Source organism: Prevotella sp. P3-122, assembly GCF_002251365.1.
Taxonomy (GTDB): domain Bacteria; phylum Bacteroidota; class Bacteroidia; order Bacteroidales; family Bacteroidaceae; genus Prevotella.
The window spans coordinates 44,627-64,726 of the sequence record NZ_NPJH01000053.1 but is presented as its reverse complement, the minus strand read 5'-3'; the positions used below and the strand labels follow the sequence as shown (position 1 = coordinate 64,726).

33 protein-coding genes are annotated in these 20,100 nt (G+C 45.6%); all 33 read left to right on the top strand.

All coding sequences use genetic code 11. From position 1 onward, the window contains the following. Positions 1-19 precede the first annotated feature (19 nt). The 33 genes from rpsJ to CIL02_RS16355 all read left to right on the top strand — a co-directional run bounded on the left by rpsJ (position 20) and on the right by CIL02_RS16355 (position 19,918). Positions 20-325: a 30S ribosomal protein S10 gene (gene rpsJ, locus CIL02_RS09945; RefSeq protein ID WP_094401329.1), complete on the top strand. Its 306-nt coding sequence runs from the start codon at positions 20-22 to the stop codon at positions 323-325. Between the two features lie 46 nt (positions 326-371). Next, on the top strand, positions 372-986 hold the full coding sequence (rplC, locus tag CIL02_RS09940) for a 50S ribosomal protein L3 (RefSeq protein WP_094401327.1): 615 nt from the start codon (positions 372-374) through the stop codon (positions 984-986). After that, positions 986-1,615, top strand: coding sequence for a 50S ribosomal protein L4 (gene rplD / locus CIL02_RS09935; RefSeq protein WP_094401324.1), 630 nt, complete (start codon positions 986-988; stop codon positions 1,613-1,615). Before rplC ends, rplD begins: the two co-directional genes overlap by 1 nt. 19 nt (positions 1,616-1,634) lie before the next feature. Continuing rightward, positions 1,635-1,931: a 50S ribosomal protein L23 gene (gene rplW / locus CIL02_RS09930; RefSeq protein ID WP_094401322.1), complete on the top strand. Its 297-nt coding sequence runs from the start codon at positions 1,635-1,637 to the stop codon at positions 1,929-1,931. Positions 1,932-1,936: 5 nt separating this feature from the next. Beyond that, positions 1,937-2,764 (top strand): 50S ribosomal protein L2, encoded by an 828-nt coding sequence (gene rplB, locus CIL02_RS09925; RefSeq protein ID WP_094401320.1) that lies wholly within the window; start codon positions 1,937-1,939, stop codon positions 2,762-2,764. A 10-nt stretch (positions 2,765-2,774) separates the two neighbouring features. Further along, positions 2,775-3,041, top strand: a complete 267-nt coding sequence (gene rpsS, locus CIL02_RS09920) for a 30S ribosomal protein S19 (RefSeq protein ID WP_007899787.1) — start codon at positions 2,775-2,777, stop codon at positions 3,039-3,041. Positions 3,042-3,073: 32 nt separating this feature from the next. Beyond that, the gene (gene rplV / locus CIL02_RS09915; RefSeq protein ID WP_094401318.1) at positions 3,074-3,478 is read left to right on the top strand and encodes a 50S ribosomal protein L22; all 405 of its coding nucleotides are present in this window, start codon (positions 3,074-3,076) and stop codon (positions 3,476-3,478) included. A gap of 8 nt (positions 3,479-3,486) precedes the next feature. Next, positions 3,487-4,221: a 30S ribosomal protein S3 gene (gene rpsC, locus CIL02_RS09910; RefSeq protein WP_094401316.1), complete on the top strand. Its 735-nt coding sequence runs from the start codon at positions 3,487-3,489 to the stop codon at positions 4,219-4,221. Between the two features lie 15 nt (positions 4,222-4,236). Next, positions 4,237-4,665: a 50S ribosomal protein L16 gene (gene rplP, locus CIL02_RS09905; RefSeq protein WP_094401314.1), complete on the top strand. Its 429-nt coding sequence runs from the start codon at positions 4,237-4,239 to the stop codon at positions 4,663-4,665. Between the two features lie 2 nt (positions 4,666-4,667). Continuing rightward, positions 4,668-4,862: a 50S ribosomal protein L29 gene (gene rpmC, locus CIL02_RS09900; RefSeq protein WP_094401312.1), complete on the top strand. Its 195-nt coding sequence runs from the start codon at positions 4,668-4,670 to the stop codon at positions 4,860-4,862. 2 nt (positions 4,863-4,864) lie between these two features. Continuing rightward, the gene (rpsQ, locus tag CIL02_RS09895) at positions 4,865-5,131 is read left to right on the top strand and encodes a 30S ribosomal protein S17 (protein ID WP_094401310.1); all 267 of its coding nucleotides are present in this window, start codon (positions 4,865-4,867) and stop codon (positions 5,129-5,131) included. A gap of 2 nt (positions 5,132-5,133) precedes the next feature. After that, positions 5,134-5,499 (top strand): 50S ribosomal protein L14, encoded by a 366-nt coding sequence (gene rplN / locus CIL02_RS09890; RefSeq protein ID WP_021992977.1) that lies wholly within the window; start codon positions 5,134-5,136, stop codon positions 5,497-5,499. A gap of 19 nt (positions 5,500-5,518) precedes the next feature. After that, positions 5,519-5,836 (top strand): 50S ribosomal protein L24, encoded by a 318-nt coding sequence (gene rplX, locus CIL02_RS09885; RefSeq protein WP_094401308.1) that lies wholly within the window; start codon positions 5,519-5,521, stop codon positions 5,834-5,836. Beyond that, positions 5,836-6,390, top strand: a complete 555-nt coding sequence (rplE, locus tag CIL02_RS09880) for a 50S ribosomal protein L5 (protein ID WP_094401306.1) — start codon at positions 5,836-5,838, stop codon at positions 6,388-6,390. The genes rplX and rplE overlap by 1 nt, the downstream gene beginning before the upstream one ends. A gap of 5 nt (positions 6,391-6,395) precedes the next feature. Then, the gene (gene rpsN, locus CIL02_RS09875) at positions 6,396-6,698 is read left to right on the top strand and encodes a 30S ribosomal protein S14 (RefSeq protein WP_021991818.1); all 303 of its coding nucleotides are present in this window, start codon (positions 6,396-6,398) and stop codon (positions 6,696-6,698) included. A gap of 57 nt (positions 6,699-6,755) precedes the next feature. Further along, on the top strand, positions 6,756-7,151 hold the full coding sequence (gene rpsH / locus CIL02_RS09870) for a 30S ribosomal protein S8 (protein WP_094401304.1): 396 nt from the start codon (positions 6,756-6,758) through the stop codon (positions 7,149-7,151). Positions 7,152-7,166: 15 nt separating this feature from the next. Then, complete coding sequence (rplF, locus tag CIL02_RS09865; RefSeq protein ID WP_094401352.1) at positions 7,167-7,739, top strand: 50S ribosomal protein L6; 573 nt, start codon at positions 7,167-7,169, stop codon at positions 7,737-7,739. 22 nt (positions 7,740-7,761) lie between these two features. Then, positions 7,762-8,106 carry a 50S ribosomal protein L18 gene (rplR, locus tag CIL02_RS09860; RefSeq protein ID WP_094401302.1) on the top strand — a complete coding sequence of 115 codons (345 nt, stop codon included), beginning with the start codon at positions 7,762-7,764 and terminating at the stop codon, positions 8,104-8,106. A 9-nt stretch (positions 8,107-8,115) separates the two neighbouring features. Then, positions 8,116-8,628: a 30S ribosomal protein S5 gene (gene rpsE, locus CIL02_RS09855; protein WP_094401300.1), complete on the top strand. Its 513-nt coding sequence runs from the start codon at positions 8,116-8,118 to the stop codon at positions 8,626-8,628. A 14-nt stretch (positions 8,629-8,642) separates the two neighbouring features. Next, on the top strand, positions 8,643-8,819 hold the full coding sequence (gene rpmD, locus CIL02_RS09850) for a 50S ribosomal protein L30 (protein ID WP_094401298.1): 177 nt from the start codon (positions 8,643-8,645) through the stop codon (positions 8,817-8,819). Between the two features lie 23 nt (positions 8,820-8,842). Further along, a complete protein-coding gene (gene rplO / locus CIL02_RS09845; RefSeq protein WP_094401297.1) occupies positions 8,843-9,289 on the top strand; it encodes a 50S ribosomal protein L15 in 447 nt (148 codons plus the stop codon). A gap of 4 nt (positions 9,290-9,293) precedes the next feature. Then, entirely contained in the window at positions 9,294-10,631 is a 1,338-nt protein-coding gene (gene secY, locus CIL02_RS09840; RefSeq protein WP_094401295.1) for a preprotein translocase subunit SecY, read from the top strand. Between the two features lie 14 nt (positions 10,632-10,645). After that, positions 10,646-11,440 carry a type I methionyl aminopeptidase gene (map, locus tag CIL02_RS09835; RefSeq protein ID WP_094401293.1) on the top strand — a complete coding sequence of 265 codons (795 nt, stop codon included), beginning with the start codon at positions 10,646-10,648 and terminating at the stop codon, positions 11,438-11,440. Positions 11,441-11,443: 3 nt separating this feature from the next. Continuing rightward, the gene (infA, locus tag CIL02_RS09830; RefSeq protein WP_004341775.1) at positions 11,444-11,662 is read left to right on the top strand and encodes a translation initiation factor IF-1; all 219 of its coding nucleotides are present in this window, start codon (positions 11,444-11,446) and stop codon (positions 11,660-11,662) included. Between the two features lie 13 nt (positions 11,663-11,675). After that, positions 11,676-11,792 carry a type B 50S ribosomal protein L36 gene (ykgO, locus tag CIL02_RS09825; protein ID WP_004350205.1) on the top strand — a complete coding sequence of 39 codons (117 nt, stop codon included), beginning with the start codon at positions 11,676-11,678 and terminating at the stop codon, positions 11,790-11,792. Between the two features lie 106 nt (positions 11,793-11,898). Continuing rightward, positions 11,899-12,279: a 30S ribosomal protein S13 gene (rpsM, locus tag CIL02_RS09820; RefSeq protein ID WP_094401291.1), complete on the top strand. Its 381-nt coding sequence runs from the start codon at positions 11,899-11,901 to the stop codon at positions 12,277-12,279. A gap of 19 nt (positions 12,280-12,298) precedes the next feature. Beyond that, positions 12,299-12,688: a 30S ribosomal protein S11 gene (rpsK, locus tag CIL02_RS09815; protein ID WP_021990520.1), complete on the top strand. Its 390-nt coding sequence runs from the start codon at positions 12,299-12,301 to the stop codon at positions 12,686-12,688. Between the two features lie 40 nt (positions 12,689-12,728). Then, positions 12,729-13,337: a 30S ribosomal protein S4 gene (rpsD, locus tag CIL02_RS09810; RefSeq protein WP_094401289.1), complete on the top strand. Its 609-nt coding sequence runs from the start codon at positions 12,729-12,731 to the stop codon at positions 13,335-13,337. Between the two features lie 12 nt (positions 13,338-13,349). Continuing rightward, complete coding sequence (locus tag CIL02_RS09805) at positions 13,350-14,342, top strand: DNA-directed RNA polymerase subunit alpha (protein WP_094401287.1); 993 nt, start codon at positions 13,350-13,352, stop codon at positions 14,340-14,342. Positions 14,343-14,387: 45 nt separating this feature from the next. Continuing rightward, positions 14,388-14,885: a 50S ribosomal protein L17 gene (gene rplQ, locus CIL02_RS09800; protein WP_094401285.1), complete on the top strand. Its 498-nt coding sequence runs from the start codon at positions 14,388-14,390 to the stop codon at positions 14,883-14,885. A gap of 277 nt (positions 14,886-15,162) precedes the next feature. Next, a complete protein-coding gene (locus tag CIL02_RS09795; RefSeq protein ID WP_094401283.1) occupies positions 15,163-16,590 on the top strand; it encodes an ATP-dependent RecD-like DNA helicase in 1,428 nt (475 codons plus the stop codon). 699 nt (positions 16,591-17,289) lie between these two features. Then, positions 17,290-19,731: an Ig-like domain-containing protein gene (locus tag CIL02_RS09790; protein ID WP_170935061.1), complete on the top strand. Its 2,442-nt coding sequence runs from the start codon at positions 17,290-17,292 to the stop codon at positions 19,729-19,731. A 16-nt stretch (positions 19,732-19,747) separates the two neighbouring features. After that, complete coding sequence (locus tag CIL02_RS16355; RefSeq protein ID WP_170935060.1) at positions 19,748-19,918, top strand: hypothetical protein; 171 nt, start codon at positions 19,748-19,750, stop codon at positions 19,916-19,918. Positions 19,919-20,100 lie beyond the last annotated feature (182 nt).

Genomic DNA, 20,100 nt, shown 5'->3' with positions numbered 1-20,100 from the left:
TATTAATCAACTTAATACAATGAGTCAGAAAATTAGAATTAAGCTGAAATCTTACGACCACAAGTTGGTTGACAAGTCAGCAGAGAAAATCGTAAAGGCCGTAAAGGCTACAGGTGCTATCGTCAGTGGACCTATTCCACTTCCGACACACAAGCGCATCTTCACCGTTAACCGTTCTACTTTCGTTAACAAGAAATCTCGTGAGCAGTTCCAGCTCTCAGACTTCAAGCGCCTGATAGACATCTATAGCTCTACATCCAAGACAGTAGACGCACTCATGAAACTGGAGCTTCCCTCTGGTGTCGAGGTTGAAATCAAGGTCTAATTTATCGATTGTCGAAAACAAAATCAATTTTTAAATTTTTATTGAAATGCCAGGATTAATTGGAAGAAAAATCGGAATGACATCCGTTTTCAGTGCCGACGGTAAGAACGTACCGTGCACTGTTATCGAAGCTGGTCCTTGTGTCGTTACTCAGGTAAAGACCGTCGAGAAGGACGGTTATGAGGCCGTACAGTTGGCTTTTGGAGAAGCCAAGGAAAAGAATACCACAAAGCCTATGATGGGCGTATTCAAGAAGGCAGGCACAACACCAAAGAAGCACTTGGCCGAGTTCAAGTTCAATGAGGAGTTAAACCTCGGTGATACCGTAACAGTTGAAATCTTCAACGACGCTAAGTTCGTAGACGTTGTTGGTACTTCAAAGGGTAAAGGTTTTCAGGGTGTTGTAAAACGCCATGGATTCGGTGGTGTTGGTCAGAGCACTCATGGTCAGGACGACCGCGCCCGCAAGCCGGGATCTATCGGAGCTTGTTCTTACCCTGCAAAGGTCTTCAAGGGTATGCGCATGGGTGGCCAGATGGGTGGCGACCGTGTGACAACACAAAATCTCCAGGTGTTAAAGGTTATTCCAGAGCAGAACCTGCTTATCATCAAGGGCTCTGTTGCTGGATGCAAAGGTTCAACTGTTTTAATTGAGAAATAATGGAAGTTAGTGTTTTGAATATAAACGGTCAGGAGACCGGAAGGAAGGTTGCCCTTAACGATGCAATCTTCGGCATAGAGCCTAACGAACACGTTCTCTATCTCGCCGTTAAGCAGTATCTCGCTAACCAGCGTCAGGGTACAGCTAAGTCTAAGGAGAGAAGTGAGGTAAGCGGTTCTACCCGCAAGCTCGGACGCCAGAAGGGTGGCGGTGGAGCACGTCGCGGTGATATCAATTCTCCTGTACTTGTTGGTGGTGGACGTGTATTTGGTCCAAAACCACGTGACTACAGACAGAAACTCAACAAAAAAGTAAATATTCTTGCTCGTAAATCAGCCCTCTCTTACATGGCTAAGGAGAATGCTATTATCGTAGTAGAAGACTTTACTTTGGATGCCCCAAAGACAAAAGATTTTATAAATATTACTAAAAATCTTAAAGTTGAGGGTAAGAAGACACTCGTTGTTTTGCCAGTTGAGGATAAAAACGTATATTTGTCAGCTCGCAATTTGAAAGAGGCTCAGGTAATGGGTGCAGCCAACATCAATACGTACAAAATATTGAACTCGGAAGTACTCGTAATTGCTGAAAGTTCTCTGAAGACTATCGACAACATCTTAAATAAGTAATTAAAGGAGAATTAGATTTATGGGATTTATCATCAAACCGCTGGTCACTGAGAAGATGACCAAGATTACCGACAAGAAGTCAAACCGTTATGGCTTCCTGGTTAGTCCTGAGGCTAACAAGCTCCAAATTAAGGAAGAGGTCGAGGGTCTGTATAAAGTAAATGTCGAGGATGTGAACACTATGCTCTATGCTGGCAAGCGCATGGCACGCTATACAAAGGCAGGTCTCGTGAAGGGACAAAAGAGCGCGTTCAAGAAAGCAATCGTAACCCTTAAGGAGGGCGAAACAATTGATTTTTATAGCAATATTGAATAAATAAAATGGCAGTACGCAAATTTAATCCCGTTACTCCGGGACAAAGACACAAAGTTATTGGCACGTTCGAGGAGATTACTGCATCCGTGCCAGAAAAGTCTCTCGTTTACGGTAAGCGTTCAACCGGTGGTCGAAACAACACCGGTAAAATGACTGTCCGCTACATGGGCGGCGGTCATAAGAGGAAGTATCGTCTGATAGACTTCAAGCGAGAGAAAGATGGTGTTCCAGCTGTAGTAAAGACAATCGAGTATGATCCAAACCGCTCTGCTCGCATTGCACTTCTCTTCTACGCTGATGGTGAAAAACGTTACATTATTGCTCCTAACGGATTGCAGGTAGGTGCTACTCTGATGTCTGGTGCTGACGCAGCACCGGAAATCGGTAACACTCTTCCGCTACAGAACATTCCTGTTGGTACTGTAATTCACAACATTGAGTTGCGTCCAGGTCAGGGTGCCCTGTTGGTTCGTTCGGCTGGTAATTTTGCTCAGTTGACTTCTCGCGAAGGCAGCTATTGTGTAATTAAGCTCCCTTCTGGAGAGACTCGTAAGATTCTCTCTGCTTGTAGAGCTACTGTAGGTAGTGTAGGTAACTCTGACCACGCACTTGAGCAGTCTGGTAAGGCAGGACGCTCACGCTGGCTGGGACGTCGTCCTCACAACCGTGGTGTAGTTATGAACCCTGTTGATCACCCAATGGGTGGTGGTGAAGGACGTCAGTCTGGAGGTCACCCACGTTCACGTAAGGGTCTGTATGCAAAGGGTCTCAAGACACGTGCACCAAAGAAGCTTTCTAACAAGTTTATTATTGAAAGAGCTAACAAAAAATAAAGCATAAATTATGAGTCGTTCACTTAAAAAAGGTCCATATATCAACGTGTCACTCGAAAAGAAGATTCTCGCAATGAACGAGAGTGGCAAGAAGACTGTTGTCAAGACTTGGGCCAGGGCATCAATGATCTCACCCGATTTCGTGGGACACACTGTTGCAGTTCATAACGGAAATAAATTCATCCCTGTTTACATCACAGAGAACATGGTTGGACATAAGCTCGGAGAGTTCTCTCCTACACGCAGGTTCGGCGGACACTCTGGAAACAGAAAGTAAACAGGCAAACCATTTAAACAATTCGATTAATAATGGGAGCAAGAAAACATATAGCGGCTGAAAAACTTAAGGAAGCCCGCAAAAACCTGTACTTTGCCAAGCTTGTTGGCGTTCCTTCCTCTCCACGTAAGATGCGCTACGTTGTAGATATGATTCGTGGTATGGAGGTGAACCGCGCTCTTGGTGTACTCAGATTCTCAAAAAAGCATGCTGCTGCAGACGTGGAGAAACTTCTCCGTTCAGCCATTGCTAACTGGGAGCAGAAGAATGACCGCAAGGCCGAAGACGGCGAACTCTATATAAGCAGAGTATTCGTTGATGAAGGTGTTACAATGAAGCGTATGCGTCCTGCACCACAGGGACGTGGCTACAGAATCCGCAAGCGCAGCAATCATGTAACCCTCTTTGTAGATACCAAAACTAACGACGAAAAATAATTAATAGAATGGGACAGAAAGTTAATCCTATAAGCAACCGTTTGGGCATTATCCGCGGTTGGGATTCAAATTGGTTCGGTGGCAAGAACTTCGGAGACAACCTCGTTGAGGACCAGAAAATCCGCAAGTATCTTAATGAGCGTCTTGCTAAGGCTAGCGTCTCACGCATCGTCATCGAACGCACATTGAAGCTGGTTACCATCACTATTTGCACTGCTCGTCCGGGCATCGTCATTGGTAGAGGTGGTCAGGATGTTGACAAACTCAAGGAGGAGTTGAGGAAACTTTATGACAAGGAAATCCAAATCAACATCTTCGAGGTAAAGAAACCTGAATTGGACGCTAATATTGTAGCCAATAACATCGCTCGCCAGGTTGAAGGCAAAATAGCCTACCGCCGTGCAATCAAGATGGCAATCCAGAATACCATGCGTGCCGGCGCTGAAGGCATCAAGGTCCAAATTACTGGTCGTCTCAACGGTGCTGAAATGGCACGTAAGGAAATGTATAAGGAGGGTCGTACTCCTCTGCATACTTTCCGCGCAGACATCGACTATTGCCAGGCTGAGGCTCTGACAAAGGTTGGTCTTCTGGGTATAAAGGTTTGGATTTGCCGTGGAGAGGTTTACGGCAAGCGTGATGTTACAGTGAACTTCACCCAGGAGAAGCAGAACAATGGCCGTTCTAACAACAATGGTGGCCGTCGTGACCGTGGTAATCGTCGTAGAAACAATAACCGTTAAAAGTAAGAAGCTACAATGTTACAGCCAAAAAGAGTAAAATATAGAAGACCTCAAGACGGACGCGGCAATAAAGGCAACGCCCACAGAGGTACACAGCTGGCATTCGGTTCCTTCGGCATCAAGACACTTGAGGCAAAATGGATCGACAGCCGCCAGATAGAGGCAGCGCGTGTCGCTGTAAACCGCTACATGCAGCGCGAGGGTCAGGTTTGGATCCGTATTTTCCCGGATAAGCCTATTACACGCAAGCCTGCTGATGTCCGAATGGGTAAAGGTAAGGGAGACCCCGCAGGTTGGGTCGCTCCTGTAACTCCAGGACGTATCCTCTTCGAAGTAGAAGGTGTAAGTTTCGATATCGCTAAGGAGGCTCTTCGTCTCGCAGCGCAGAAACTGCCTGTTAAAACAAAGTTTGTCGTACGTCGTGATTTCGATAAAAACGCTTAATTATGAAGATTAATGAAATAAAGGAGCTTGAAACCAAGGACTTGGTAGAGAAGCTTGAGAATGCTAAGGCAGAGTTGGTACAGAAGAAACTCAATCATAACATTTCTCCTCTTGCTGATCCATCAGTGATTAAGAAGACTCGTCGAGACATCGCTCGTATGAATACAGAACTTCGTCAAAGAGAACTTAACAAATAACAATGGTTCAGATGGAAACAAGGAATTTAAGAAAAGTAAGACAGGGTGTCGTTATCAGTAACAAGATGGATAAAACCATTGTTATTGCTGCTAAGTTCAAGGAGAAGCACCCGATTTATGGTAAATTTGTACAGAAGACAAAGAAATACCATGCCCATGACGAGAACAATGAGGCAAACCTCGGCGATACCGTTCAGATTATGGAGACACGTCCTCTTTCAAAGACTAAGAGGTGGAGATTAGTACAAATCGTTGAAAAAGCTAAGTAATTATGATACAGGCAGAATCAAGACTTACAGTATGTGATAACAGCGGCGCACGTGAGGCTCTTTGCATCCGCGTGCTCGGAGGCACACGCCGTCGTTATGCAAGTGTTGGTGACGTTATTGTCGTTGCTGTCAAGAACGTTATCCCATCAAGTGATTTGAAAAAGGGTGCAGTATCTAAGGCTTTGATAGTTCGCACAAAGAAGGAAATCCGTCGTCCTGATGGTTCTTATATCCGTTTCGATGACAATGCTTGTGTGCTGCTCAACAATGCTGGCGAACTTCGTGGTAGCCGTATCTTCGGCCCTGTTGCTCGTGAGCTCCGTGCAGTCAACATGAAGGTTGTTTCTTTGGCACCTGAGGTTCTCTAATTTTTAACAACAACAAGTAATGAGTAAGTTACATATCAGAAAAGACGATACAGTAATCGTTTTGGCAGGCTCGGATAAGGGCAAGACCGGTAAGGTGCTCAAGGTCTTGGTAAAGGACGAACGCGCTATTGTTGAGGGTATCAACATTGTATCTAAGAGCGCAAAGCCATCAGCCAAGAACCCGCAGGGTGGCATCATCAAGCAGGAGGCTCCTATTCACATTTCCAACTTGAGCCTCATTGACCCAAAGAGTGGTAAGGCTACTCGTGTCGCTATCAAGCGCGAGGGTAAGAAGATAATACGCATCGCTAAAAAGTCTGGGGAGGAGATCAAGTAATGGATACAGCACAGTTAAAGAAGGTATACAAGGAGACTATCGCTCCTTCACTGCAGAAGCAGTTCAACTATTCTTCATCAATGCAGATTCCTGTCTTGAAGAAGATTGTAATCAACCAGGGTCTCGGTGATGCTACACAGGATAAGAAGATCATCGATGTGGCAATCAATGAGATTTCCTCTATCACAGGTCAGAAGGCTGTCGCTACTTATTCCCGTAAGGACATCGCCAACTTCAAGCTCCGTAAGAAGATGCCAATCGGCGTCATGGTTACACTGCGTCGTGAGCGCATGTATGAGTTCCTCGAGAAGCTCGTTCGCATTGCCCTCCCACGTATCCGTGACTTCAAGGGTATCGAGAGCAAGTTTGACGGACGCGGAAACTACACTCTTGGTATTTCTGAGCAGATTATCTTCCCGGAAATCAACCTTGACCAGATTGACCGCATCCAAGGTATGAACATCACTTTCGTGACAAGCGCAAAGACCGATGAGGAGGGTTATGCTCTTCTGAAAGGTTTCGGACTTCCATTCAAGAACGCTAAAAAGGATTAAGAGATATGGCAAAGGAATCAATGAAAGCTCGCGAGGTAAAGCGTGCAAAGCTTGTAGCTCGTTACGCTGAAAAGCGCGCAGCTCTGAAGAAGATTATAGCTACTGCTCAGGATCCTGCTGAGGCTTACGAGGCTGCTCGTAAGCTTCAGGCTATCCCAAAGAACGCTAACCCGATACGTCTGCACAACCGTTGCAAGATCACCGGACGTCCAAAAGGCTACATCCGCCAGTTCGGTCTCTCTCGTATCCAGTTCCGCGAGATGGCTTCTGCAGGTCTCATCCCTGGAGTAAAGAAAGCAAGCTGGTAATTATAAGTATATTATTTAATATTGTCGGGGTAGGCCCGATTAATTAAACTTTTTTTTATGACAGATCCAATAGCAGATTATCTGACACGACTCAGAAACGCAATCATGGCTAATCACCGTGTTGTTGAAGTTCCTGCGTCTAACTTGAAGAAAGAGATCACTAAGATCCTCTTCGACAAGGGCTACATCCTGAACTACAAGTTCATCGAGGATGGCCCTCAGGGTACTATTAAGGTTGCCCTGAAGTACAACCCTGTAACAAGGCAGAACGCCATCAAGGGTTTAAAGCGTGTTTCCACTCCTGGTCTTCGTAAGTACACAGGTTATAAGGACATGCCACGAGTTATTAACGGACTTGGTATTGCTATCATATCTACGTCCCAAGGTGTAATGACAGACAAAGAGGCTGCCGACCTTAAGATTGGTGGTGAGGTTCTTTGCTATGTTTATTAATTGGAGGATTTGAATATGTCAAGAATAGGTAAATTGCCAATTAGCGTACCAGCTGGTGTAACTGTTAACTACGACAACAATACCCATGTAGTTAATGTTAAGGGCCCGAAGGGTGAGTTGTCACAGTGGATTGATCCTTCTATCAAGTACAATTTCGCTGATGGTCAGATAACATTTGAGATTGACGAGAACAGTCCTGTAAACATCAAGCAGAAGCAGGCTTTCCATGGCTTGTACCGCTCGCTTGTAAACAACATGGTTGTTGGTGTTAGCCAGGGCTATACTAAGGTACTCGAGCTTGTAGGTGTAGGTTACCGTGTTTCTAACCAGGGCAACTTGGTTGAGTTCTCACTCGGTTACACACATCCTATCTTCATCGAGCTTCCGAAGGAGGTTAAGGTTGAGACAAAGTCTGAGAGAAACCAGAACCCAATAATTACGCTTGAGTCATGCGACAAGCAGTTGCTTGGACTCATCTGTGCAAAAATTCGTTCTTTCCGTATGCCTGAGCCTTACAAGGGTAAGGGTATCCTGTTCAAGGGTGAGGTCATCCGCAGAAAGTCTGGTAAGTCAGCTTCAGCTAAGTAATTTTATTAAAAGATTTACGATTATGACAGTAAGTAAAATAGAAAGACGAATTAAGATAAAGTTCCGCATTCGCAAAAAAGTTGTTGGTACTGCAGAACGCCCACGTCTCAGCGTATTCCGTTCTAACAAGCAGATTTACGCTCAGGTTATTAATGACAAGGTTGGTACAACTCTCGCTGCTGCTTCTTCACTCGGTCTCGAGAAGATGAACAAGTCTGAGCAGGCTAAGAAGGTGGGTCTCCTCATTGCTGAGAAGGCTCTTGCCGCTGGTATCTCTGAGGTTGTTTTCGACCGTAACGGTTATCTCTATCATGGTCGTGTACAGTCACTCGCTGACGGTGCACGTGAAGGTGGACTTAAATTCTAATATACGATTATGGCAATGAATAAAGTTAAAGTTAATAGTGACGCTGAATTGAAGGATCGCTTGGTAGCCATCAACCGTGTAACTAAGGTTACAAAGGGTGGTCGTACCTTTACATTCGCTGCTATCGTCGTTGTTGGAGACGGTAACGGTGTTATCGGTTACGGTCTTGGTAAGGCTGGTGAAGTAACAGCTGCCATCTCTAAGGGTACTGAGGCTGCAAAGAAGAATCTTGTTAAGGTTCCTGTACTCAAGGGTACTGTACCTCATGAGGTAGAGGTTTCCTATGGTGGTGCCCAGGTACTCCTCAAGCCCGCTGCTGCCGGTACCGGTCTTAAGGCTGGTGGTGCTATGCGTGCTGTTCTTGAGAGTGTAGGTGTTAAGGACGTTATCGCAAAGTCGAAAGGTTCTTCCAACGCACACAACCTTGTGAAAGCTACTATCGCCGCTTTGTCTCAGATGCGTGATGCATACACAATAGCAGGTGAGCGCGGTATCAGTATGGACAGAGTGTTTAACGGTTAATTGGAGGTAGAAGTATGGCAACAATTAAAATTCAGCAAATAAAGAGCAAGATTGGTGCTCCTATCGACCAGAAGCGTACTCTTCAGGCACTTGGACTTCATAAGATTTCTCAGGTTGTTGAGGTTGAGGATACCCCGAGCGCACGTGGTATGATCCGTAAGGTTCACCATTTGGTAAAGGTAGTTGAATAATAATCTTTAAATTCAGTGTAATTATGAAATTAAGCAATTTGAAACCAGCTGCTGGCTCTACACACTCTCGCCGTCGTATCGGTCGTGGTCCAGGTTCTGGACTCGGTGGTACTTCTACTCGTGGACACAAGGGTGCTAAGGCTCGTTCTGGTTATAAGAGAAAGATAGGTTTCGAAGGTGGTCAGATGCCTCTGCAGCGCCGTGTTCCGAAGGGTGGCTTCAAGAATATCAACCACAAGGAGTATTGTCCTGTTAACTTGTCTGCTCTTCAGTCTCTTGCAGAAGCAAAGGGATATACAAAGATCGGCATAGCAGAGCTTGTAGCAGCAGGTCTGGTAGACAACAAGCAGCTTGTTAAGATTCTTGGCAACGGCCAGCTTACTCTGAAGATTGACGTTGAGGCTAACAAGTTCTCAAAGTCTGCAGAAGAGGCTATCAAGGCTCTGGGTGGTAACGCAACAATTATCTAAGTAGATGAAAAAGTTTATTGAGACACTAAAGAACTGTTGGAAGGTTGAGGATTTGCGTCAGCGACTCCTCATCACCATCCTGTTTACGGCTATCTACCGTTTCGGCTCGTTTGTGGTGCTTCCTGGCATCAATCCTGCCAAGTTGGAAAACCTTCAGTCGCAAACTGCTGGCGGTCTTATGTCGCTGCTGGACATGTTCTCTGGTGGTGCATTTTCCAATGCGTCAATCTTTGCGCTTGGAATCATGCCTTACATCTCAGCTTCCATCGTGATGCAGCTTCTCGCTGTTGCTGTACCTTACTTCCAGAAGATGCAGCGTGAAGGAGAGAGCGGTCGCAAGAAAATCAACTGGTATACCCGTGCCTTGACAGTAGGTATTCTTCTGTTCCAGGCTCCGAGTTATCTCATAAACCTGAAGTTCCAGGCCTCTCAGGCCTTGGCTTCAGGCATTTCTTGGACAGCATTCATGTTCCCTGCAACAATCATCCTTGCAGCTGGTAGCATGTTCATCCTTTGGCTTGGAGAGCGTATCACTGACAAGGGAGTAGGAAATGGAGTCTCACTCATCATTATGATAGGTATCATTGCACGTCTGCCTCAGTCTTTCGTTCAAGAATTCAGCTCACGCCTGAACGCCATCTCTGGTGGTGGTCTTATCATGTTTGTGGCTGAGATACTTATCCTTTATGCTGTAGTCTGTGCTTCCATCCTCTTGGTGCAGGGCGTTCGCAAGGTGCCAGTTCAGTATGCCAAGCGTCTTGTCGGAAACAAGCAATATGGAGGTGCCCGTCAGTACATTCCATTGAAGCTGTTTGCAGCCAATGTTATGCCTATCATCTTTGCTCAGGCTTTGATGTTCATTCCTTTGGCTTTTGTACGCTACCAGAGTGAGAGTGCCTCATGGGTTGTTCAGTCGCTGCTCGACAACCGTAGCTTCCTGTACAATGCTGTATATGTAGTGCTGATTATTGCTTTCACCTATTTCTATACAGCAATCACCTTGAATCCTACGCAGATGGCAGAGGATATGAAGCGCAATAACGGTTTCATTCCCGGCATCAAGCCAGGTAAGGACACTGCTGAGTATATTGATACTGTAATGTCAAGAATTACCCTCCCGGGCTCTCTGTTCATCGCTTTCATAGCTGTGATGCCGGCTCTTGCAGGTCTTCTTGATGTCCAGCAGGGTTTCGCACAGTTCTTTGGTGGTACTTCACTGCTGATTCTTGTTGGTGTGGTTATTGACACTTTGCAGCAGATTGAGAGTCATTTGCTTATGCGTCATTATGACGGACTTCTCAATTCTGGCCACACACGTGGCGGTGCCATGGCCGCATATTAATTTGGTCTGAGGGAATGAGTATATTTCTGAAGACGGAAGATGAAATAGACCTTATGCGTAGGGCGAACCGACTTGTCGGTTCTACCCTCGCAGAATTAGCTAAGCATATACGACCAGGTGTAACGACCCTTCAACTGGATCATATTGCGGAAGAGTTCATACGTGACCATGGGGCTATCCCGACGTTTAAGAATTTCCCTAATCCATTTGGAGGGTCTTTCCCCGCGAGTATCTGTACCTCTGTAAATGCTGTGGTAGTCCATGGTATTCCGAGTGACAAGGTGGTCCTAAAGGAAGGCGACATCATTTCCATTGACTGTGGAACCGAGCTTGAGGGTTTCAATGGCGACAGCTGTTATACCTTCTGCGTCGGTGAGGTCAAACCAGAGATTCGTCAGCTTCTAAAGGTAACTAAGGAGTCATTATATAAAGGTATAGAACAGGCAGTAGCTGGTAAGCATGTCGGAGACATTGGCGCTGCGGTCCAACATCATTGCGAGTCACATCATTATGGTGTAGTTCGTGAGTTGACAGGCCATGGAATTGGGCGCAAGATGCATGAGGAACCCTCAATACCTAACTATGGTAAGTTTGGTAGTGGTTTACTCCTCAAGTCTGGAATGTGCATAGCCATAGAGCCAATGATTACGCTTGGTACTCGAGAAGTTTGGATGTTGCCTGACAAGTGGGGTATCATAACCCGTGATTTCAAGGCTGCAGCGCATTTCGAGCATACGGTCGCAGTCCGCAATGGCAAGGCCGAGATATTATCTTCGTTTGATGAAATAGAAAACTTTGAACAACAATAATTTATGGCAAAGCAATCAGCAATAGAACAAGACGGTACAATAGTTGAGAGTCTCTCCAATGCCATGTTCCGTGTAGAACTTGAGAATGGAGTGCAGATTATCGCTCACATTTCGGGTAAGATGAGAATGCACTACATAAAGATTCTCCCAGGAGATAAGGTTAAGGTAGAGATGAGTCCATATGACTTGACAAAGGGCCGAATAGTGTTTAGATACAAATAATATCATATAGATCATGAAGACAAGAGCATCATTAAAGAAGCGCACACCCGATTGCAAGATAGTACGTCGCAAGGGTCGCCTTTTCGTTATCAACAAGAAGAACCCTAAGTTCAAACTAAGACAGGGTTAAGTTAAAAAAGCGTAAAAGGTAAGGAATTACATATATTTTTCTTACCTTTGCATGCTTTTTAGCGCAAAATGACATTTTATACTTAAATTATTTATTCAATCAACAAATGGCAATAAGAATTGTTGGAGTAGATTTGCCCCAGAATAAGCGTGGCGAAATCGCATTGACCTATATCTATGGTATTGGTCGAAGTAGTTCAGCAAAGATATTGGATAAAGCCGGCGTGAGCCGTGACCTCAAGGTCAACGAGTGGACAGACGACCAGGCAGCCAAGATCCGTGAAATTATCGGCGCTGAATTCAAGGTAGAAGGTGATCTCCGTTCAGAGATCCAGATGAACATCAAGCGTTTGATGGATATTGGTTGCTACCGTGGTGTTAGACATCGTAATGGTCTTCCTGTTCGTGGCCAGAGCACTAAGAACAATGCTCGTACCCGTAAGGGAAAGAAGAAGACTGTTGCTAATAAGAAGAAGGCTACTAAGTAATTAAGGGAGGAAATTAATTATGGCAAAGAAAACAGCAGCATCTAAGAAAAGAAATGTAAGAGTTGACGCTCTGGGACAGTTGCATGTTCACAGCTCGTTCAATAACATCATTGTATCACTTGCAAACAGCGAGGGTCAGGTTATCTCTTGGTCTTCTGCCGGTAAGATGGGATTCCGTGGTTCTAAGAAGAACACTCCCTACGCAGCCCAGATGGCCGCAGAGGATTGCGCAAAGGTTGCTTTCGACCTTGGCTTGCGTAAGGTTAAGGCATACGTGAAGGGTCCGGGCAACGGTCGTGAGAGCGCAATCCGTGCCATTCATGGTGCAGGCATCGAAGTTACCGAGATTATAGACGTTACTCCATTGCCACACAACGGTTGCCGTCCTCCAAAGCGTCGTCGTGTATAATAATTCAACAGATACAATAGATTAAATAGCATTTATTATTATGGCAAGATATATAGGTCCAAAGTCTAAGATTGCGCGTCGTTTTGGTGAACCAATTTTCGGCGCAGATAAGGTATTGGCAAAGCGTAACTATCCTCCTGGCCAGCACGGCAACAACCGTCGTCGCAAGGTATCTGAGTATGGCGCACAGCTCGCTGAGAAGCAGAAGGCTAAGTACACATACGGTGTTTTGGAGCGTCAGTTCCGCAACATGTTTGAGGCAGCAGCAAAGTCTGATGGTATTACCGGTGAGGTTCTTCTTCAGAATCTCGAGAGCCGTCTTGACAATGTAGTATTCCGTCTTGGTCTTGCACCAACTCGTGCAGCTGCACGTCAGCTCGTAAGCCACAAGCACATTGTTGTAGATGGACAGGTAGTTAACATCCCTTCTTACTCTGTAAAGCCTGGTCAGATTGTTGGTGTTCGCGAGAAGGCTAAGTCTCTTGAGGTTATTGAGGCAGCGCTCGCAGGTTTCAACCACAGCAAGTATCCATGGATTGAGTGGGACGAGAACAGCAAGAGCGGTAAGTTCCTGCACAAGCCAGAGCGCGCTGATATTCCTGAGAACATCAAGGAGCAGTTAATCGTTGAGTTGTATTCTAAACAGTAAATCATTAAATTAATGGCGATATTAGCATTTCAAAAACCCGATAAAGTTGTGATGCTTGAGGCTAATGACAAGTTCGGCAAGTTCGAGTTTCGTCCTCTTGAGCCCGGCTTTGGCGTTACCATTGGCAACGCTCTACGCCGCATCCTCCTTTCATCGCTTGAGGGTTATGCCATCAACACCATCCGCATAGGTGGTGTGGAGCATGAGTTCTCCTCAGTGCCAGGTGTAAAGGAAGATGTCACAAACATCATCTTGAATCTCAAGCAAGTGCGATTCAAGCAAGTAGTAGAAGAATTCGAGAACGAGAAAGTCACTATCTCCGTAGAGAATTCCACCGAATTCAAAGCAGGTGATATTAATAAGTATCTGACTGGATTTGAAGTGTTAAACCCTGATTTGGTGATTTGTCATTTAGATGCAAAGGCTTCGTTGCAGATTGATCTTACTATCAACAAGGGACGTGGTTATGTTTCCTCTGACGAGAATCGTGATTTCTGCACCGATGTCAACGTGCTTCCAATCGATTCAATCTACACCCCAATCCGCAATGTGAAGTATTCCGTAGAGCCTTATCGTGTTGAACAGAAGACCGACTACGACAAGCTCGTTATGGAAATCACTACGGATGGTTCCATTCACCCGAAGGATGCCTTGAAGGAGGCCGCAAAGATACTGATTTATCACTTCATGTTGTTCTCCGACGAGAAGATTACAATTGAGAATCATGACGAGGAGACCAATCAGGAGTTCGATGAGGAGGTACTGCACATGCGTCAGCTTCTCAAGACCAAGCTTGTAGACATGAACCTTAGTGTTCGTGCTCTCAACTGCTTGAAGGCTGCTGATGTCGAGACTCTTGGTGATCTGGTACAGTTCAACAAGACCGACCTTCTTAAGTTCCGTAACTTCGGTAAGAAATCGCTCTCAGAGCTTGATGATTTGCTCGAGGGTCTGAATCTTTCGTTTGGAACTGATATTTCAAAGTATAAACTGGACAAGGAGTAAGCCTTCTTGGCGATGCTAACCAGTCCATTAAACAAAAAGTAAACAATGAGACACAATAAGAAATTCAACCATCTGGGTCGTACTGCAGACCATCGCAGGGCCTTGCTCGCAAACTTGGCAATCTCGCTGATCATGCACAAAAGAATCACTACGACTCTTGCAAAAGCCAAGGCTCTTAAGAAGTATGTAGAGCCTCTCGTGACACGTGCTAAGAACGACAGCACCAACTCACGTCGTGTTGTATTCAGCTACCTTCAGAACAAGGAAGCTATCAAGGAACTCTTCGGCCCTATAGCCGATAAGGTAGGCGATCGTCCCGGTGGCTATACCCGCATCATTAAGCTCGGCTCACGTCTTGGTGATGCTGCCTCAATGGCATTCATCGAGTTGGTAGACTTTGATGACAACATGGCTAAGACTCCAAAGGCTGACAAGAAGACTCGTCGTAGCCGTCGCTCAGGAAAGAAGGCTGATGCAGCAGAGACTCCTGTTGCAGAGGTAGAGGCTACTGAGGCTCCAGCTGAGGAAGCTAAGGCTGAATAATTCCTGTCGCAATTATTTGTTTGACATATTGCACCTTTGCCCATTTAGGGCAAAGGTGTTTTTTTTATGTCTTTATTATTACATTTTTGTGTCTTTTTTTGTTGTCATATTTCCTTTTTTATTACCTTTGCATTTGTTTGGCACTATCGCTTCTTACTTGGCAAACTATAACGCCTGCATAGGTTAAAAAGAACAGATAGGTCATCAAATATGAATAAAAAGTGATATTATGAAAAAAGCATCTATTGTTGCCCTATTTTTAGTTTAGCCCCTTCCTATGAGCATAGCTGAGTTTGTTAATACCGTGCTGGGAACATTCTCCCATCATCCTACTGCCGACCAGTTCGCAGCCCTCGGCACCCTTGGCCGCTTCCTTGCCGACAGGCAAGGCACTGCCGTAATGGTTATGCGTGGCTCTGCCGGTACAGGCAAGACTTCCCTCGCCAGTGCCATGGTACGCACGCTCCATTGCCTTGGGCAGAAGCTTGTGCTCCTTGCCCCTACTGGCCGTGCGGCAAAAGTCTTTGCCCAGAGTGCGGGCATGCCGGCATTCACAGTCCATCGGAAGATATATCGTGAGAAAACATATTCCGGACTCGATGGACAATTCTCGCTCAACGACAACCTGCATGCCGATACCCTGTTTGTAGTAGACGAGAGTTCCATGATAAGCAATGGTCTGTCGGCAGGCTCCTCTTTTGGCTCAGGTTGCCTGCTCGACGACCTGGTGTCCTACGTCTATGGTGGCCGCAACTGTCGCCTGATGCTCATTGGCGACAAGGCACAGTTGCCACCCGTCGGCGAGTCAGAGTCTCCAGCCTTAAGTCCGCAGATGCTTGCTGGCTATGGCCTGACAGTCTACGAGTGCGATCTCAACGAAGTTGTCCGTCAAGGCGAGTCGAGTGGCATCCTGTATAATGCCACCGCCATCCGCCTCCTTGCCACCCGTGATGCCTCTACCTGCCTGCCCCGTCTCGCGCTTACGGGTTTTGCCGACATAGTGGTAGTGCGTGGCGATGAGCTTGTCGAGACCATTGCCTCAAGCTATAGCCGAGTGGGCGTTGACGACACTATTGTGATAACGCGCAGCAACAAACGCAGCAATATCTACAACATGGGCATCCGCAACCAGGTGCTCGGATGCGAGGAGCGCCTCTGTTCTGGTGACCTGCTCATGGTGGTGAAGAACAACTATCAGTTGACGGCGTCCTCCAACGACAGCAACGCCCCCTCCTTCATCGCCAATGGCGACAGGTGCCGTGTGCAGCGTGTACGTGGCGAGCACAGCGTCTATGGTTACTCCTTCGCCACAGCCCTTCTCCGTTTTCCCGATTACGATGACTATGAGGTCAGCACCACCGTGCTTCTCGACACCCTTACATCCGATGCTCCAGCCCTAACGCGCGAGCAGCAGGAGAAACTCTACGATGGTGTCATGGCCGACTATGCCGACCTGCCACGCAAGAGCGACCGCCTGGCTCAGTTGCGTGCCGACAGTCACTTCAATGCCTTGCAGATAAAGTACGCATACGCTGTGACGTGCCACAAGGCGCAAGGCGGACAGTGGGCGCACGTGTATGTAGACCAGGGGTACATGACCGACGACATGGTGAATGCCGACTATTTCCATTGGCTCTATACGGCCTTCACACGTGCCACGGAGAAACTCTTTCTCGTCAATTGGCCACAAGAGTTATGTGTGTAACCAGGCGCGTTTCCTGTGGTGAGGAATGATGATGATTGATTTTTTTTATATTGAAACATTTTTTTAACACTATTGTTGTATTGTGTGTTCAATAAAATAGTAACTTTGCATGTGATTAATCTCTGCCTCGTAATTAACTCAGGCGTCATCAATCAGGATATTTGCCGGGCGGCCATCGCCCGTGATTCTCATTGCATGCCCTTGTGGCATTACCTGCTGTTATTATCGGCCGCATCGTGTAGCGTAACACATGACGACCAGATTTTTGCTTAGCATGATAAATAGTACATACAATTAATTTAAACAACATTAATTATGAGAAAACAATTTTTTAATTTAAAGTTCCTCCTCATGCTATGCATGATTTTTTGCACTGGGGGGGGTAATTTAGCGTTAGCGGAAGACCAGACTTTAACGATTGATTTTGAGAGTGCCACAACAGTTTATTCTGATTGGACATTCACCAACATGACTTCCCAGCAAACAGGTTCTATTACAGCCCATGGCGGTACTAATTATGGTACAACGGGAGGAAAAACAACAGCTTCTATATCAACAAATAGTTTGATTGCCAATCCCAAAAGTATAACATTTTATGTTTCTAAACAGTCGACCAATACAACCGCTTCAACTTGGAAACTTCAAACATCAAGCGATAATTCAAAGTGGACAGATGTAAAAACACAATCTGCTACCTCAATGAGTAAGGGAACATGGGTGGAGGTAACCCAAGACCTTTCACAGTATTCTAATGTTTATATACGTATCTACTATAATGGATCAACTGCTGTCCGTAATATTGATGATGTAGAGCTCACCTACTCAACAGGCAGCACTACAACAGCAACTCTTACTGGCATTTCCGTTTCAGGTCCAGCTGCAGACCTTTGGACAGGTGATGATTTCACACACGAAGGCATCACCGTTACAGCGACATACGATGATAATTCTGAAAAGGATGTGACGAGCTCTTGTACATACTCAGGCTATAATATGTCAACAGCGGGAAGTCAGACTGTTAATGTGAGCTACGGTGAAAAGACTGCTTCTTATACCGTTAATGTAAATACCATAGGCAACACACAGGAAAATGCATATACAGCTTCAGAGGCTATTGATCTTATTGATGCCGGCAAAGGATTGAAAACCCCTGTATATGTTAAGGGTAAAGTGAGCGAGATTGCTTCAGCCTGGACTGAAAGCAACGGCTATCTGTCGTTCTGGGTTTCCGAGGACGGAACAGAAAACAAGTTCGAGATGTATAAAAACTACAAGGGCGCAAACAACGAGAAATACGCTTCTGAAGATGAGTGCCCTAAGGTGGGTGATGAAGTGATTTGTTATGGACAACTTACTAAATTTAATAATACCACCTACGAACTGAACGCCGGCAACTACCTCGTAAAAAAAATCGTTTCTACCGACCCGTCATCTAATCTTACTCTCTCACAGACTACCGGAGAGGTAAATGTTGGCAATACTCTTAATATTTCTGATTACGTTTCTACAGCTGAAGGTTATACTGGAACAGTGACATACGCTGTAACTACTGGTGCGGAATATGCAAGTGTAAGCGAAGAAGGTGTCATCACAGGCCTTGCCGAAGGTACAGCAACCGTTAAGGTGACAGCCCCTGCTGTTGTAGGTGCGTACTCTGAGTCATCAGCCGAATTCTCCGTTACAGTCGTTGATAACAGAACAGCCACTACCGTAACCTTCGGCTCAGAAGTTGATGACCAGACATTCAGTGTCAATCTTGGTGAGACATTCGAAGGCAAGACAGTAATCGTTTCTCCTACTGGGGCAGGCAACGTAACATATTCGAGTGACAATACAGATGTTGCTTCCGTAAATGAGAGTACTGGCGCAATAACCTTAGGAGGTATAGCTGGCACAGCTACCATTACTGCTTCGTTCGATGCAACAGACACCTATAAGGCTTCTTCCGCCAAGTATTATATCAATGTCATAGACCCGAACGGACCGGTATTCTATGAGTCGTTTAAGCAAAATGAAGGTACAGGTGGTAATAACGATATATGGAGTAATATATCACAAAAGCCAACTCTGATATATGATAATTCTGGATGGACTGTTGAAAATGGAAGTGGTGCCTATAAATGTGCGATATTTGGTACAGCCAAGGCTCAAGGTTCAGCAACAACCCCAACAATCGATCTGAGCGGAGGCAAATACATACTTACGTTCAAAGCTGGAGCATGGAGTGGTGACAAGACTACTATTGATGTAGTAATATCTGAAGGAGAATTGACATATAATGGCACATCCAGCAATACTCAGACCATAACAATGGCAGATGCCGCATGGACTGATTATACAATGACAATCGCAGGTGCAACTAATAGTACAACTATTACATTTACTGCAAAATATGATAAAAATAACCGCTTCTTCCTCGACGAGGTAAAGATTGTGAAAGCTCAGACATCTGAACCAACAACCTCTGGTGACCTTACCTTCAAGGCTCAGGACAGCGATGGAATGTACTACGCTACCTTCAGCAGCAATAAGGACGTAGTGTTTACAAATGATGTGATTGTTTCTGCAGTATCGGTTGCAGACAAGAAACTATCAATCATAAATTTAACTACTGGTTATTACGAGGTGACAGATGCAACAGTAGGAGAAGGAACTGGCATTGTTGAAGATGGCTACTATGTTCCGAAGAATAATGGTGTCTTAATCTCTTGTACTGACGCATCAACCAAGTATTATTTCCCGAAGGCAGAACAAACAAATGTTACTCTTCCAGCCAACCAGCTGAAGCCAGCACCTGCCGAAGGTGGCGTGTTCACCCCAGAGACAGGCTACAAGTATTACAAGCTGGCTTACGACGACTATGATGCAAAGACAGATCTCGGCTTCTACTGGGGCGCAGAAAACGGAGGCGCATTCTCTGTAAAGGCCGGTACTGCTTATCTCGCTGTTCCCTCTACGAGTGAGACCAATAATGTCAAGGGCTTCAGCTTCGATGGCACCAGCACAGGTGTCTCAGCAGTAGGTGCAGAGGAACCAGTTAAGACAAGAGTAATTTACAACATCGCCGGCCAGAAGGTTAATGCCATGACTAAGGCTGGATTGTATATCGTGAATGGTAAGAAAATAGTAATAAGGAAATAAAGTGGAGAGTACAACTATGAAAAAGAATTATATAGTACCTGCAACAATGGTGCAGTCAGTAGATATGGATAACTTGATGGCTGCCAGTGGTGGCGTTGGCTTATACAAAAGCGTGCCTCAATCAGACGATGTAGATAACCAGTTCTCAAAGCAGCACTACAGCGTTTGGGGTGACGATGAGGAATAGTGGTTGTTAAATAACAATATGACATAGGGTATAGGGGTGCGTGCTTGTGCATGCACCCCTAAACTTTATGGGGTGGGGTAATGGATGGAGGGCAAAGGGGAACCTCCCCAACCCTCACTCATAGGTATGGAGAAGATATGTAGCCATGGATGAAAGGGTGTGTCTTGCATGTAGAAACGTTA